The sequence below is a fragment of the Parabacteroides sp. AM08-6 genome (assembly GCF_003473295.1).
Classification (GTDB): domain Bacteria; phylum Bacteroidota; class Bacteroidia; order Bacteroidales; family Tannerellaceae; genus Parabacteroides.
In genome coordinates this window covers 66,868-83,222 of the sequence record NZ_QRMP01000008.1, presented here as the reverse complement: position 1 = coordinate 83,222, position 16,355 = coordinate 66,868, and the positions used below count along the sequence as shown (strand labels likewise).

12 protein-coding genes and 2 tRNA genes are annotated in these 16,355 nt (G+C 42.4%); all 14 read left to right on the top strand.

Annotation, left to right across the window (positions count from 1 at the left end):
- Window positions 1–41 precede the first annotated feature (41 nt).
- Complete coding sequence (locus DW103_RS07810; RefSeq protein WP_122275106.1) at window positions 42–1,931, top strand: TonB-dependent siderophore receptor; 1,890 nt, start codon at window positions 42–44, stop codon at window positions 1,929–1,931.
- Between the two features lie 186 nt (window positions 1,932–2,117).
- Complete coding sequence (locus tag DW103_RS07805) at window positions 2,118–3,683, top strand: carboxylase (protein WP_122275105.1); 1,566 nt, start codon at window positions 2,118–2,120, stop codon at window positions 3,681–3,683.
- A 284-nt stretch (window positions 3,684–3,967) separates the two neighbouring features.
- A tRNA-Ser gene (locus DW103_RS07800) sits at window positions 3,968–4,052 on the top strand.
- 55 nt (window positions 4,053–4,107) lie between these two features.
- Window positions 4,108–4,195 (top strand) — tRNA-Ser (locus tag DW103_RS07795).
- A 112-nt stretch (window positions 4,196–4,307) separates the two neighbouring features.
- Window positions 4,308–4,487, top strand: a complete 180-nt coding sequence (locus tag DW103_RS18045) for a hypothetical protein (protein WP_147381194.1) — start codon at window positions 4,308–4,310, stop codon at window positions 4,485–4,487.
- Window positions 4,488–4,648: 161 nt separating this feature from the next.
- Complete coding sequence (locus DW103_RS07790) at window positions 4,649–6,769, top strand: KamA family radical SAM protein (RefSeq protein WP_122275104.1); 2,121 nt, start codon at window positions 4,649–4,651, stop codon at window positions 6,767–6,769.
- A gap of 34 nt (window positions 6,770–6,803) precedes the next feature.
- Window positions 6,804–7,340 carry a ferredoxin domain-containing protein gene (locus DW103_RS07785; RefSeq protein WP_122275103.1) on the top strand — a complete coding sequence of 179 codons (537 nt, stop codon included), beginning with the start codon at window positions 6,804–6,806 and terminating at the stop codon, window positions 7,338–7,340.
- 49 nt (window positions 7,341–7,389) lie between these two features.
- Complete coding sequence (locus DW103_RS07780; protein WP_122275102.1) at window positions 7,390–8,343, top strand: hypothetical protein; 954 nt, start codon at window positions 7,390–7,392, stop codon at window positions 8,341–8,343.
- 39 nt (window positions 8,344–8,382) lie between these two features.
- Window positions 8,383–9,828 carry a radical SAM protein gene (locus tag DW103_RS07775; RefSeq protein WP_122275101.1) on the top strand — a complete coding sequence of 482 codons (1,446 nt, stop codon included), beginning with the start codon at window positions 8,383–8,385 and terminating at the stop codon, window positions 9,826–9,828.
- Window position 9,829: 1 nt separating this feature from the next.
- Entirely contained in the window at window positions 9,830–10,642 is an 813-nt protein-coding gene (locus DW103_RS07770; protein WP_122275100.1) for a glycosyltransferase family 2 protein, read from the top strand.
- Window positions 10,643–10,697: 55 nt separating this feature from the next.
- Window positions 10,698–12,068, top strand: coding sequence for a DNA repair protein RadA (radA, locus tag DW103_RS07765; protein WP_122275099.1), 1,371 nt, complete (start codon window positions 10,698–10,700; stop codon window positions 12,066–12,068).
- A gap of 21 nt (window positions 12,069–12,089) precedes the next feature.
- A complete protein-coding gene (locus DW103_RS07760) occupies window positions 12,090–13,910 on the top strand; it encodes a hypothetical protein (protein ID WP_122275098.1) in 1,821 nt (606 codons plus the stop codon).
- Complete coding sequence (locus DW103_RS07755) at window positions 13,907–14,614, top strand: hypothetical protein (protein WP_122275097.1); 708 nt, start codon at window positions 13,907–13,909, stop codon at window positions 14,612–14,614. The genes DW103_RS07760 and DW103_RS07755 overlap by 4 nt, the downstream gene beginning before the upstream one ends.
- 2 nt (window positions 14,615–14,616) lie before the next feature.
- Window positions 14,617–16,242, top strand: coding sequence for an NAD(P)/FAD-dependent oxidoreductase (locus DW103_RS07750; protein WP_122275096.1), 1,626 nt, complete (start codon window positions 14,617–14,619; stop codon window positions 16,240–16,242).
- Window positions 16,243–16,355: the final 113 nt, after the last annotated feature.

Sequence of the window (16,355 nt, the reverse complement as noted above, 5' to 3'; positions counted from 1 at the left end):
TTTGGGTAGATACGGAAATATTAATATAGAAATAAATAAGTATGAGGAAAGAAATTCTACTTGTCTATGGACTGTTATTCAGTTCATTTGTGTTTGCTTCAGATCCCGTAACGATTGATAGTCTTATTAATTTGAAAGAAGTGATAGTCACTGCAAATAAGATTGATGTAAATCGTAATAGTGTACCGCTGACAATCTCTGTGATAGGGCGGAATGAAATAGAAAGCAGTAGTGAGTCGGCTTTACTTCCGGTTTTGTCAGAACGCGTACCCGGATTGTTTGTTACAGAGAAGGGTATTACAGGTTTTGGCGTTTCGACAGGTTCGGCCGGAACGGTGAATATTCGTGGAGTAGGTCAGGGAAATAAAGTATTGATGCTTTTTGACGGACAACCGCAGTGGGCCGGCCTTTTTGGGCATTCTCTTCCGGATACCTATGTAGCTTCGGATGTGGAAAAAGTAGAAGTGATTCGAGGTCCGGGCTCATTACTTTATGGTTCGAATGCAATGGGAGGGGTGGTGAATATCATTACCCGTCGTCACTCTCAGGAAGGACGACGTACACAGGCCCGTGTCATGTATGGTTCTTACAATACACAAAAATATATGGTTAATAATGGATATAATGTAGGAAAATTCAGCAGTTTCGTATCCGTTAATCATGACCGTACGGATGGACATCGTGATAACTCCAAATTTCATATCACGAATGGGTTTGCAAATTTAGGGTATCAGATAAATGATAAATATAAAATATTGGGAAATGTAAATCTGGCTAAGTTCAAAAATGAAAACCCCGGTTCCATTTATGAGCCGTTGACAGATAATGTCATGGATATCTTTCGTGGAACAACTTCTTTAGCTGCTGAAAATAATTATGGAAAAGTGAGTGGTGCTCTTCGTGTTTTTTATAATTGGGGACATCATAAAATAAATGATGGCTATAAAGCAAATCAAAATCCTCAGACCGCTTACTTTCTTTCGGACGACCATAATACCGGAGTCATGTTTTATCAATCATTCCGTCTTTTTCAGGGCAATAGTTTTACTGTCGGAGTTGATTATAAAAATTGGGGAGGTAAAGCCTGGAATGAATCAATCGACACAGGGGAGAAAACCGGAGACTTGGCAGATAAGTCCGTTAATGAAACAGCCGGTTATTTGATTGCTCAACAGGACTTATGCGATTTGTTCAGTTTGAATGCGGGAATACGTTATGAACATAATAGTGTTTTTGGAGGCGAATGGATTCCGCAGGGAGGTGTTGTGGTTCGTCCGTTTGAGGGGAATACAATAAAAGCCTCTGTTTCCAAAGGTTTTCGAAGTCCGAATATAAAGGAAATGTATATGTTTCCACCTCAAAATCCGGATTTGAAACCTGAAAGTATGATGAATTATGAGGTGTCTATCGGTCAGTTTTTTCTGGAAAATCGTCTGCATGCCGAGTTGACAGGTTTTTATATTAAAGGAAAGAATCTGATAGAAACGCTTCCGGTTGAGGGTGAAAATAGAAAATTGAATCAGAATACAGGACCTTTTACGAATAAAGGATTTGAGTTTGAATTATCTTATGATATTTGTAAAAATTTGTCCGTCGATGCGAATTACAGCTATTTGTATACCAGTAAGCCTCTTCTAGCTGCCCCGAAGCATAAGACTTATGGCGGTATTACTTATACTCCCGGACGTTTCACTTTTAATGTAAGTGTCCAGTCTATATTCGATTTGTATACTCAAACAGATAAAGAGCCTAAAGTAGAAGAGGATTATACCACTCTGAATGCTCGTGCAGCCTACCGTTTCGGAACTTATGATAAGGGTTTGAACCTGTTTGTGAAGGGCGAAAATCTGACAGCGGCCCGGTACACTATCAATTATGGTTTCCCGATGCCGAAAGCCATTGTAATGGGAGGGGTTGAAGTGACATTCTGATAAGAAGTTTCTTTATATACGAAATGCAGGTATACATAAATGATATGTTACCTGCATTTTTTTATGTTATTCTCCCGTTTTTATAAATATTTGCTATTCTTAACCTCGTCTCCTAATCAAAGTTGTTTAAGTTTTGTTATTAATTATAGAGAATAAGTTATAAACGGTCTAAACAGTTAATTAGGTATGATTCGAAAACTCTTGATTCGGGACTTGACTCTCCGTGATGGTCAGCAATCTGCATTGGCAACAAGAATGTCACAGACACAGATAGATGATTTACTTCCTTATTATAAGGAAGCTGGTTTTTACGCTATGGAAGTATGGGGAGGAGCTGTTCCGGATTCTATCATGCGCTATTTGGGAGAAAATCCTTGGGAACGTCTTGAGAAAATAAAAATGGCTATAGGGGATACATCAAAATTGGCGGCTCTTTCCCGTGGTCGCAATCTGCTTGGTTATGATCCGTATCCAGACCATATAATAAAAGGTTTTTGCCGGGTTTCCATCGAGTCCGGCTTAGATATCATGCGTATTTTTGATGCCTTGAATGATGTAGAGAATATTAAATCGACAGTGAAATATGTGAAACGGTTTGGAGGTATAGCCGATTGTGCCGTTTGTTATACCCTCGATCCTCATCATTCGGCTGTAGAGCGTATTGTGGCTGCTTTGCACGGCCATTCTTTGCATAAACCTGTTTTCACAAACGAGTATTTTATAGATAAGGCTCTTCAGATGGAGGCCTTAGGAGCAGATATGATTACGCTTAAAGATATGAATGGTTTGATTCCTCCGGCACGGACTGCCGAATTGATACGTCTGTTGAAGAAGAATCTGAAAGTTCCGGTCGATTTCCATACTCATTGTACTTCGGGATATGGCTTAGCTTCTGTTTTGTCTGCGATTGTGAACGGAGTGGACATTGTGGATACGAATGGTTGGTATTTTGCGGGTGGCTCTGCTGCTCCGGCTATAGAGTTGGTGTATGTTTTTTGTAAAAAGATGGGAATAGAGTTGGATGTTAATATGGAAGTAATTTCTAAAATGAATGCCCGGTTGCTTGCCATCAGAAAAGAACTGTCGGCTTTTGATGCTGTCCGGGAATTCCCGAAACCTTTTAATCCATTGAAAGACAAAATACCGACGGAAGTCGACAGGTTCTTCAATGATGCTATCGAAGCTGCTAGAAAGGATAAGGAGGAAGATTTACTTTTGTTTTGCCATGCTATTGAAGAATATTTTAATTTCCCCCAACCGAATGAGTTGGTAAAACAGTCACAGATACCGGAGAGCATGTACATTAATATGGTCGCCCAGTTGAAACAATTGGGACAATTGGATTTGCTAGAAAAGGCAATGTCCCTTATTCCACAGGTCCGTATGGATGCCGGTTTGCCTCCTTTGGTCACACCAATAAGCCGGATTATCGCGGCTCAGGCTGTTTCTTGTGCTTTGGAGCAGGCAAAAGAATGTCCGATGTATAGCCATCCTTCTAATCAATTTATCTCTTTGGTAAAAGGCGAGTATGGAAAAACTCCTATACCGGTAGAGCCTGAATTTCGTTTGAAAATAACCGGTTCACGTGATGAAGTGGCTTATGACCCTTCTGAATACGAGATGCAGGAAAATCCGCTAGTAGAGGAGTGGGGTGTTCCACTGGCTGAAAATGAGAAAGAGGTACTGTTGTTGGAGTTATTCCCGATGATGGCAGAAACGTTTTTGATAAAAAAGAAGAAAAACCCTCAATAAGATTACCACTGCCGGACAATATCACCAGGTGGAGGTCCGGCAACTCTTTTTTTCCCTTGCTCCGCCTTCATCTCTTTTCCGGACAGAGAGGAGGGCGGATGCTTGCGGGGAGTTTGTTGTACGGAAGTTATGCTTGCGGCATATTGTTGCAACTCTCGATATAAAAGTATAGGACTGAAAATCAGCAGTTGTACAAATGATGAACATGAATCTCAAAAGAAAATATTCCAATTACTTGCATAATTCGAACAAACTATCTACTTTTGCACCCGTCTTTGAGACAAGGAAAGATGGCAGAGTGGTCGATTGCGGCGGTCTTGAAAACCGTTGAACTGAGAGGTTCCCGGGGTTCGAATCCCTGTCTTTCCGCAGAAAGCAGCCAAAGCAGCTGCTTTCTCTTTTTATAAAAATATTTTTCTTATAAGGAGAGATGCTCGAGTGGTTGAAGAGGCACGCCTGGAAAGCGTGTAAACCCCTAAAGGGTTTCGCGGGTTCGAATCCCGCTCTCTCCGCTGAAATCCTGAGATAAAAGGGTTAAAAAGGGGATAAGTTCTACAATATAAACTAATTGTAGGACTTTTTTTATTGTTTTTTGTCAGGGATAAAATCCGCAAAATAGCGGATTTGTGTGAAAGTTTGAATCTGAATGCGATAATGTTTGGTGGCCGTATTCCGAATACAGAGATGATGCTGGTTTCGGATGTAGACCTTGATTTACGGAATGAATTACATACATACGGAAGTGTTCGTAATCTGAAAGATAGACATCATGATTTATATGAAGTCCGTTTGAAGCGTAAATAAGGGGTGATTGGTGGTGAAAGTATCATTTTGTCGTGTATTACGGGCAGCTTAAGATGTTTTAATCGTGAATGTCTTTTTATTGTTGATGAAAAATGCTATATTTGTGGATAAATGTATTCGTCCTAGTTTTATAACAATCAACAATAAAATTATATTTGCTTATGATTAAAAGAAGATTACTTTCGTATGACAATTCTCAACTGTTTAAAGTGTTCAATCGCGATTTTCCTCAACTGGTGATAATGGCAGAGGAAAGTGAGAGCGCAGAGCTTTTTAAGGAGGCTTTGCGCTCTTATGTTTCTTCTCATGTCATCAGTAGTGAAGGGGGCAGTAGTATGAGAAATTGCGTAGCGAAACATATTCTGCTTTTAATTGAACACGATAATACAATTGTATCGGAATTATCTACGGGGGAGGATTTGCCGGTACGGACATTGACTCTTTTTTGGCAATTTTTGACCGGAAAGCTGTCGGAAAAGGTTTCTCCGGATTTTTTTATAGACCTATATCGGCAGTTTGAGCTTTTGGAGCATTCTGAAGAAACTGTTCCGGACCGGGCATTGGTGAAGCGTCAGATGAACCGGTGGCCTACCGGACTGGATGAAGAAGTGAAAGCTATACGGGCATCGAACAAGGAACGTATTATCGCCGGGCTGATACGAAAAATTGAGCGGAGACATTCTTTATCATCCAGGTATCAGTTTGCGGAAAATATGTCGTATGCCGAGAAATATACTTTGGTGAAAGAATGGTGGAATACGAGTCGCTTTCATTTGGCAATGGCTATAAAAAGTCCGACTGAATTAAATTTCTTTTTAGGAGGTTCTCTTTCCGAAGAAACCATGCAAATGTTGGCTCGCGCACGGAAAAAAGGAATGCCTTTTTTCGTTACTCCCTACTATTTGTCGCTGTTGAATACCAGTTCGAATGGGTATGATGATGCTACAATTCGTTCGTATGTGCTTTATTCGGATGAATTGGTGGATACTTACGGGGAAATTAAAGCTTGGGAGAAAGAAGATATTGTTGTCAGCGGGCAGCCGAATGCGGCCGGTTGGTTGTTACCGGACGGGCATAATATACATCGTCGTTATCCGGATGTAGCTATTCTGATACCGGATTCGATGGGACGGGCTTGTGGAGGTTTGTGTGCTTCTTGTCAACGTATGTATGATTTTCAGAGCGAACGGCTTAATTTTGATTTCGAAGCACTTAAGCCTAAGGAAACATGGGATAAGAAGTTGCGTCGCCTGATGCGTTATTTCGAAGAAGATGCCCAGTTGCGGGATATCCTGATTACGGGTGGTGACGCGTTGATGAGCCAGAATGCAACCTTGCGTAATATTTTGGATGCTGTTTACAAGATGGCTGTCCGTAAACGAAAAGCCAATGAGAATCGTCCGGAGGGGGAAAAATATGCTGAACTGCAACGAGTACGCCTGGGAAGCCGTTTGCCGGCTTACCTGCCACTGCGTATTACGGACGAATTGGTTGCAATTTTAAGAGATTTCAAGAATAAAGCTTCTTTGATAGGTGTTTCCCAGTTTATTATACAAACTCATTTTCAGTCGCCGTTGGAGGTGACACCGGAAGCAAAACGGGCCATAGAAGCGATTTTGTCTGCCGGATGGATTATTACGAATCAGTTAGTGTATACGGTTGCAGTTTCCCGCCGCGGACATACGGCAAAATTACGCCAGACATTGAATGCAATGGGGGTGATTTGTTATTATACTTTTTCTGTAAAAGGTTTTCATGAGAATTATGCAGTTTTTGCTCCGAACAGTCGTTCTTTGCAGGAACAGCAGGAAGAGAAAGTCTTTGGATTGGTTCCTAGAAACAAACAGAGAGATTTGTATCGTCTTGTCCGGCATGAAAGACCGCTGGGTAAGAAACTTATTAGTTTCTTGAAGGAGAATCATTTGTTGTTTGCGGCTACCGACCGGAATGTATTGAATCTTCCGGCTATTGGTAAAAGTATGACTTTTACGACTATCGGGCTTACTCCCGAAGGAAAACGTATTTTGAAGTTCAGTCATGATAATAGCCGGCGTCATAGCCCGATTATTAATCGGATGGGAGAGGTTTACATTGTGGAAAACAAGTCTATAGCGGCGTATCTCAGACAATTACAAGAAATGGGAGAAGATGTAAAAGAATATGCCAGTATCTGGAATTATTCGGAGGGAATTACCGAACCTCGTTTCAGCCTTTACGAATATCCAGATTATCCGTTTAAGATTACAGAAAAGATGACGAATCTTAAACTCGAAAACGAGTAAAAGCGTATCTTTGTTCCTACTAAACCAATAGAATATGATACAGAACGAAAGAGGAATACGACACGAGCATGTTTTACAAGCAGTCTGTCAGATGATGACTGCTGCCCGTACCGCCCCGAAAGGTAAGGGAATTGATATTATCGAGATTGCAATGGTAACGGATGGAGATATTCGTCGCCTTTCGGATAAGCTGATAGAAATGTCCGGAGAGACAGGTCTGAAGTTTTTCTTACGTGACGCGGATAATATATTGCAGGCGGAAGCTATTTTGATTATAGGTACTCGTCAACAGGTGCAAGGTTTGAATTGTGCGCACTGCGGTTTTAAAACCTGTGTGGAAAAACCGGCTGCTGTCCCTTGCACAATTAATTCTGTTGATTTGGGAATAGCAATAGGTTCGGCTTGTGCAACGGCTGCGGATTGGCGTTTGGATACCCGGGTGATGTTTAGTGCCGGCTTGGCGGCCCAGAAAATGGGATGGTTGGAAGGCTGCGGTTCGGTTATGGCTATACCGGTAAGCGCCTCGTCGAAAAATCCGTTCTTTGACCGGAAACCGAAAACGGATAAATAAATATTTGCCGGTAAAAATCTTTGATACTTAATTCTTAATAAAAATCATCATGATAAAGTTTGATAACAAACTTGAACTACGATACTACTTCAACGATAAATCCAACTATATGGATGCTCTGATTCGACATCGCTGTGAGAAGGAAGTCCTTACTGCATTACGGGTATTGGCTGATATGTTGGACGTAAAAATGACGATTTACGATGAACCTTGCGCCCAAGAGGGATTCCGGGATATACGGTCGGTTGCCGGTGAAAGTTCCCGTTCCATCTCAATTGTGTTGAATTTATTCATGCAGATATTTACTCGTCCTTCCTTATCGGTTGGCGGACAACCTATTGCCGACCGTACCGTTGCAGACGAAGAGAAAATGCAGAAAGAACTGGCTATTCTTCGTCGTAATCTGAAGTTGAAGACTCCCGGAGCGCTTATTCCGCATGAATTAGTCGATTTATTAAGCTCAATGCCTCGCTTTTGTAAATATAAATCAAACTTTTATGAGGCTTTACGGGGGTATCCGAAAGTGACAAAGATAACTTTCCGGGAATTGAATGAAAACAACCGCAGTCGTTCCGGTTCATTGGAAGTAAAACGTGAACAGTTTGATTATTATATTCTCCGTTCGGACGATTTGCCGATGGTGAAAGATAATAAAGCAACTATCGAGATAATTTCACCTGTCTTGAAAGACAGTCGCTACCGCTGGAAAGGTATTTACAATAAAGGGGGTGAAACCATTGATTTCTATATGTGTGATGAAGATTTCAAGAAACAGATGTTTGATGAAAAGATTTCATTTGTAAGCGGTATGTGTATCGATTGCGTGCTGGAAATAGAACGTAAGTTGAGTGAGTTGGGCGAAACCGTTAATATAAGTTATACGGTACGTACCGTTATTCGTACCCGTTTCGATAAGCTGGAAATCATTACTCCCCAAGGTAAACGCCACCTTCGTAAGCTGGAGGCAGAGAAGAAGCAATTGACTCTTGATTTATTCAGCTAACTTTTGGGGAATAAACAACTAATCTGGTATGTGGCAAATATGAAAATAACATTTATTACTCCTCCTTCGTTAGATGGTTACAAACCGGCGGAACGTACTGCCGGGTGTACGCGCGTAGTTTACGATATGCCGAATATTTATGAACTTACTGTAGCGGCTGTACTGGAAAAGAAGGGATGGAATGTACAATATAAGAACTTTGTATTGGCTGGAGGAACGAAAGAAGATTGTTTTGACTTTCTTCGGGAAGATAATAGTGATTGCTATTTCTTTTGGACTGTCAATCTTTCTATCCCGACCGACAAAGAGCTTCAAGCGTTTATTTATAAGCAACGGCCAGAAGCTGTTTCTGTATTTTTAGGTCCGGGAGGAACTTATTTTACTTCCTTGTTGTTGGAGAATACGGCTTCGATTGTGGTTCGTGGAGAGCCGGAGGAGACTGTCGACGAGTTAATTACTCTCTTGGCTACAGGTAGCGATTGGAGGAATATAAAAGGTATTTCTTATCTCGATTCGGTATCGGGAAAAGTAATTAATAACCCTGCTCGTCCGCTTATTAAAAATTTGGATGAGTTACCTTTTCCAGCTATTCATTTTATTCAGAATTATGTTTTCTCCAATCCGAAATTGAAAGTCTCTCCCTACATGTCGGTGGTAACATCACGCAACTGTCCGTTTCATTGTATTTATTGCGTGCCCAGTTCGCTTACTTTTGCCAGAGAGATAGAATATAAAAAGGAACATGAGGGGAAGAAACCACCTATCGGTTTCCGTTCACCGGAAAATGTTGTTGCCGAAATAGAAGAACTGGCGGCACAGGGATTTCGGGCTATCGGATTTATGGATGATAACTTTATCGTTACGTCCAAACGCCTGAAAGTGATAGGTGAGGCATTGAAGAAACATCAGCTTGTCTGGGGATGTCAGGCACGTGTCGATGCTATTAACGAAGAGATTGCCGCCATGCTAAGTGAGTATGACTGCCGGTATGTCGACTTAGGAGTTGAATCATTTAATGATGATATCCTGCGTTATATAAAGAAAGGAATTACGGAAGCACAGATTTATTCCGCCATTCGTTTATTGAAGAAGTACAAGGTGCCTGTCAAACTGAATATACTGATTGGTACCAGTCCGATAGAGACGGAAGAAACCATCCGGGATACATTGCGTAAAGCAAAACAATTGAAAGTGGACCAGGTGATGTTTAATATTGTGTCTCCTTTTCCTGCTACGGAATTTTACGAATTGGCTAAGGAGAATGGCTGGATAAAAGGGGGAGAATATACGCCTACGGATGTACAACGTAATTCTATTTTGAGTTATCCGAATCTAACTTCTGAACAAATGGAAAGATTGCTGTTTCGCAATAATCTGCGTTTTTTCCTTTCCCCGTCCTTTGTTTGGCGGAATATGCGGAAATTCTCTTCTTTTCATGATTTTCGCATTGCGTTGGCTGCATTGAAGATAAAGTTATTCGGGTAAGATGATGGAACTTAGCATTATTCTTATCACTTGGAATTCCGACCGGTTTGTGAAAGATTGCCTGGATTCCGTATGGAGGGCTACTGAAGGAATGAAACGGGAGTTTATCCTGATTGATAACAATTCGACGGATACCACACGCGAACTTCTGTTGCCTTATATAAACAGGCCGGATGTCTCTTTTTTCCCGCAAACGAGAAATCTGGGTGTGGCAAAAGCCCGTAACATCGGATTGCGACAAGCAAAAGGACGATTTGTCTGGTTGTTGGATATCGATACAGTGGTGAATAGAGAGGCCCGGGAGGCGATGACGGAATATATGGATACACATGATGATTGCGGGCTTTGCGGTTGTAAATTAGTAAATTCGGCAGGTCAGGTTCAGGATAGTTGCCGTCGTTATCCTTCCTTCCGTTTCAAAATGTATAATGTACTCAGTTCCTTATTAAAGAAATGTAAAGGGGCAGATTGGATGAAAAGTCGGATAGAGCGTCTGAATGAGTCTCAGTTTTATCATCGGCAGATGAAGCTATCCGATGCTTTTGAAGTGGAATATATCATCGGTGCCTGCCAGTTTATACGAAAAAAGGCGATTGAACAAGTCGGACTGTTGGACGAACATATTTTTTACGGCCCGGAAGATGCCGATTTTTGTTTGCGGGCAGGAATTTTAGGGTGGAAAGTTTGTTATCTTCCTTCTGTGTCTTTTATACATGAGTATCAGCAGATAACGAGTAAGCGTTTATTCTCCCGCATGAGTTGGGTACATATGAAAGCTCTGTTTTATTTTTTCTGGAAGCATAAAAGAATATAGTGTCTGTTTCTATATTATTAACTTTCCGTATCTTTGCGACAAACAATCGAGGTGTATGGCTAAGACGAAAACAGTATATGTCTGTTCCAATTGTGGGGCCGACTCTCCGAAATGGATAGGTAAATGTCCTAATTGTGGTGAATGGAATACTTATGTGGAAGAGGTCGTGACAAAAGAACCGGCTTCGAAACGGGTAGTTCCCGGTATTATGGAAAGCGGTAAGGTACGTCCTGTACTGCTCCGTGATATAACTTCTGAAGAAGAAGAGCGTATCGATTTGCATGACAATGAATTGAATCGTGTATTGGGAGGAGGATTGGTAAAAGGTTCGCTGGTCCTGATAGGAGGAGAACCGGGTATCGGGAAGTCTACATTAGTACTACAAACCATTCTGGGGCTGAACGGATTAAAGACCTTATATGTTTCCGGAGAGGAAAGTAGCCGTCAGCTTAAACTTCGTGCCGACCGTTTGAAGTATCAAAATCCAGACTGTTTTATCCTCAGTGAAACCAATCTTGAACACATCTTTGTACAAGCGGAAAATGTCAAACCGGACTTGTTGATAATCGATTCCATACAAACTATCTATACGGAACTGGTAGAATCTTCTCCCGGCAGCATTTCGCAAGTACGCGAATGTAGTGCTGCTATCCTTAAATATGCCAAGGAAAGCGGTGTCCCTGTCCTGTTGATAGGTCATATTAATAAAGAAGGTAGTATTGCCGGACCGAAAGTTTTGGAACATATTGTCGATACGGTGCTTCAGTTTGAAGGCGACCAACATTATATGTATCGTATTTTGCGCAGTATTAAGAATCGTTTTGGCAGTACAGCCGAGCTGGGTATTTATGAAATGCGTCAGGATGGATTGCGTGAAGTCAGCAATCCTTCGGAGTTATTGCTGACGCAAAATCATGAAGGTTTAAGTGGAGTTGCCATTGCGGCTGCTATCGAAGGAATTCGGCCTTTTCTGATTGAAACGCAAGCATTGGTAAGTTCTGCTGTTTATGGAACTCCGCAGCGGAGTGCTACCGGATTTGACCTTCGGCGTATGAATATGCTGCTGGCTGTTTTGGAAAAGCGGGCAGGGTTTAAATTGATACAAAAGGATGTGTTTCTCAATATTGCCGGTGGACTGAAAGTGAACGACCCGGCTATCGATTTGGCTGTTATTAGTGCGGTACTTTCATCGAGTTTGGACATCAGTATCGAGCCGGGCATCTGTATGTGCGGTGAAGTCGGACTATCGGGAGAAATCCGTCCGGTTAATCGTATCGAACAACGTATCCTGGAAGCGGAAAAATTAGGCTTTTCCCGTATCATTATCCCGCACAATAATTTGAAAGGATTTGATACGTCTAAGTGTCAGATACAAATCGTTCAGGTAAAAAAAGTAGAAGAAGCTTTCCGGCAGTTGTTCGGATAATTAAAGAATAAAAGAGAGAAGATGAAGAGGAGAGTTGTTTATCTGTTTTTGAGTCTGTTTATTTTGTTAGCGGGCTGCGAATATGAAACAGGAGAGAATTTAGTAGAACTGGAAGTACCGTCGGCAGATGATGTACATGCTGAAATAGAGCTTTGGGGCGTACCGGTAGGGGAGCAAATTTATATAGAAGGCTCTACTTCCATTGCTTACAGTATACGGGTTCCCGGTTATCGGTTTTTGAAGTGTGAGTTTGAAATAGATGACCAGAAATGGGAAATGGAAGGGGCATCAGGTGACTTTTATGTAAATACAGACCATCTTTCCAACGGAATGCACGAACTGAGTTGCCGGATTTATCTGAAAACGAATAGCGGCAGCCTTCTCGACCAAGCAAATGGAGAAGCTTTTATCGGGGAGAAAACGTGGCCCGTGAAAGTTTTTGTTCGGGAAACAGGGGATATCCCTCTGGCTTACCGGGTGAATGAAGAAGGGTATATAGAACTTTCGTGGGAGACAGAAGAAGACCTGCGTGCTCAATTTGACCATTATCGGATTGTCTATTCCAAACCCCATTATTCCTATGAAAGGAAAATTGGCAGTTTCGATAGCCATACTTTTGTGGACAGAGGTTACGTGGGTGAAGCTTGTACGTACGAAGTCTTTATTTATTTCAAAGACGAAAGTATCCGTCCCTATTCATTGGGGAAGACTGAATTGAAAGCGGTAGATCCGCAAGTGAAAATAGAACATTTGGCTTTGGATAAGGTTCGTTTATCTTGGAATAATCCTTATCGTTCGGTAGCAAGCGTTTATTATAAAGATAAATTAATCGCAGATAACGTTCCGAATGGCAGTTCTGTGGATATCCCCATCGCCGGTTTCAGTGATGTGTCTCAATGGATTGAATTGCGGTTTAAAGCATTTGATGTGGCCGACCGTTGGATGGATTATACTTATGTCGTGGAGAGAGGTTTGGAGCTGGGTGTACCTGTTACTCCTAATGGGAACTGGCCTCGTTATGGCTATAATTTACAAGAGGACAGGTTGTATGTAAGTTCGTACAATGAAGTCACCAGTTGGCGTTTGCCCGATTGTAGCCAGGTTGCGCAATTTAATAGTACTCAACAACCCAATGTAGAAGCATATGCTTTCTCTGTTTACGATACACGAATGGCGGCCCTCCATGTTTGGGGTATCGAAATATTTGAAAATAGCAGCATGAAGCAGGCTACTCTTTTGTCAGTGGAGCACCCGGTTAGTTTTACCGGGCGGATGGCTCTGACTAAAGACGGAAAACTGATTACATTCTTAAATGAAGATACAAAATTGACAGGGATTGTGTATGATGTGCCTACGGCAAAGGAAGAACGTCGGTTCGCTTTGCCGGAAGGACTTGGAAGTGTGACGGAAACGTATGTGACACCTGATGCCAAGTATATGTATTATGAATATAAGGGAGAATTGAGTGTGGCCGGATTTGACAATTATCAATGTCATCCTATCGGTAAATTGTCTGCGCCTTTCACCTCTTGGTGTCTGGATTTGCTGCATTCTGAGCGGCTGTTTGTTTCCGATGGCAATAAAGTGACGATGTATGACTGTTCCAATAGTTTCTCTACACTACGGACATTCAGTTATCCGGAATTGGAAGTACGGAATGTTGACCCTAAAACCGGTTATTTATTGCTTGCCAACAGGGAACGTTTTGTCATTCTAAACCCACAAAGCGGAGATGAGTTATTATCCGGAAATGTGGATACCTCTTATCTTTGGTTATATGGGAATACCTTATGTGCTGGAAACGGTTATGCTTTAAATCTTGATAATTATATACAGAAATGAAACGAATATTATTAACTCTATATGTATTGCTGACTTTTGGTCTGTCGGGCCATGCTCAATCTTTGACGCTCGAATATAACTTTGGCTATGGCGATTACCGGATGTCGGAGATGAAAGATTATTTGAAAGATGCGGAAATCCCTTTTGACGGGGCAGAGATTGTTGATAATTTCCCTGGTTACTTGACACAGGATACCCGGGTCGGGATGGAGTGGGGAAACCATCATTTCGGTGTTCTGTTTAATTATATGAATACGGCGGGAAAGAGAGGACTGACCGATTATTCCGGGCATTATTATTTCGAGATGCGGGATAAAGGCTACAAGTTGGGTGCTTTTTACCGGTTTCGTTTAGCGAATGAACCGCTTGGGTTTCTGACTTTCCAACCTTATTTGCAGCTGTCAGCAGGAGCTGTATTGAATAAGGTGAAGCTGAGTGAAGATATGTTTTTTGATTTATTGCCGGATCAAACTTTTATAAACGAGCGGAAATTGTCCGGAACCAACTTTTTCGTGGAACCGGCTTTCGGTGTCAAAATCGGCCTTTGCCGCTATGCGGCGTTGAATGTAAGCGTTGGATATGAATGGGACCCTTTCAAAGGGTTACATGCTTCCGACTCGGGTGCTCCGGCTGTGTTTGACGCCGATTGGAGCGGGTATCGTACACAAGTTGGTTTAATCTTTTATTGGCATTTGAAGAAATAAATATGATACAGGAATTACAACTCCGTTTGTTGCCGGAAGAGGCTGTGAATGAGCAATCATTGAAACGTGTGGCCGCCCGTGAGACGGGTGCTCCTGTGAAAGATGTCAATGCAGTGCGGGTATTGAAACGTTCAGTTGATGCCCGTCAACGTACGATATATGTGAATGTAAGACTTCGTATCTTTATCAATGAGCAACCAGAAGAACCGGAATATCCGTCGATAACGTATCCGGATGTTTCCGGAGGAAAGCCGGTTGTAGTTGTAGGGGCGGGGCCCGGAGGTCTTTTTGCCGCTTTGCGTCTGATAGAACTGGGACTCCGTCCGATAATTATCGAACGGGGTAAGAATGTGCGCGAACGTAAAAAGGATATTGCATTGATTAGCCGTGAACATCTGGTCAATAGTGAGTCCAATTATAGTTTCGGAGAGGGAGGAGCCGGTGCTTATTCGGATGGCAAACTTTACACCCGGAGTAAGAAACGGGGGTCGGTGGAAAAGATTCTGCAAGTATTTTGCCAGTTCGGAGCCAGTACTGCTATTCTCGCGGATGCCCATCCGCATATCGGGACGGATAAACTCCCCCGCGTCATAGAAAATATCCGTGAACAAATTATCCGTAGCGGAGGCGAGGTTCATTTCGAGACCCGCATGGATGCACTGATTATCCGCAATAACGAGGTGGTAGGCGTTGAAACGAATACCGGTAAAAGTTTTTACGGCCCGGTTATTCTGGCAACCGGTCATTCGGCCCGTGATGTCTATCGGTATTTATATCGCCAACAAATTCCGGTTGAAGCGAAAGGTATTGCTGTCGGTGTACGTCTGGAACATCCGCAGGCTTTAATTGACCAGATACAATATCATCGTAGAGAGGGGCGTGGCGAGTATCTTCCGGCTGCCGAATATAGCTTTGTCACTCAGGCCACCGGTAGGGGTGTTTATTCTTTCTGCATGTGTCCGGGTGGCTTTGTTGTGCCTGCTGCCAGCGGACCTAAACAAGTGGTGGTGAACGGTATGTCGCCTTCCAATCGCGGTTCCCGTTGGGCAAACTCCGGAATGGTGGTCGAGATACGTCCTGAAGATTTTGCCGCCCTTACGAAAGAGGAGAAATTACAGCTGGACGGGGAAGAGATAAAAGCAGATTCTCCTTTGGCTCTGATGGCCTTTCAGGAGCGCTTGGAGGAATTGTGCTGGCTGAACGGAGGAATGAAACAGACAGCTCCTGCTCAACGTATGGCAGATTTTATCCAAAAGAAGAACTCCTTTGATTTGCCTGAATCTTCTTATACTCCAGGTCTTTTGGCTTCTCCGTTGCATTTCTGGATACCGGAGTTCGTAACCGGTCGTTTACGGGAAGGGTTCCGTCATTTCGGTAAAGTATCCAAGGGGTTTCTGACGAATGAGGCTCTGATGATAGGAGTGGAAACTCGTACATCTGCTCCTGTCCGCATTTTGAGGGACAAGGAAAGTTTTCAGCATGTCACATTGAAAGGCTTGTTCCCTTGCGGCGAAGGAGCAGGCTATGCCGGAGGTATCGTTTCGGCCGCAATCGATGGTGAAAGATGTGCAGAAGGAGTTATTCAAAGAGGACACGGACAGATAGGACAGACATCGGGTATTTTTTGAAAAAAGCATACCGATAATTCTGTTTTCGACGCCGTCAAAAATATTCACGACGCCGTGAAAAATATTCGTGACGGCGTCAAAAACATTTTCGACGTCGTCGAAAACAATTTTCC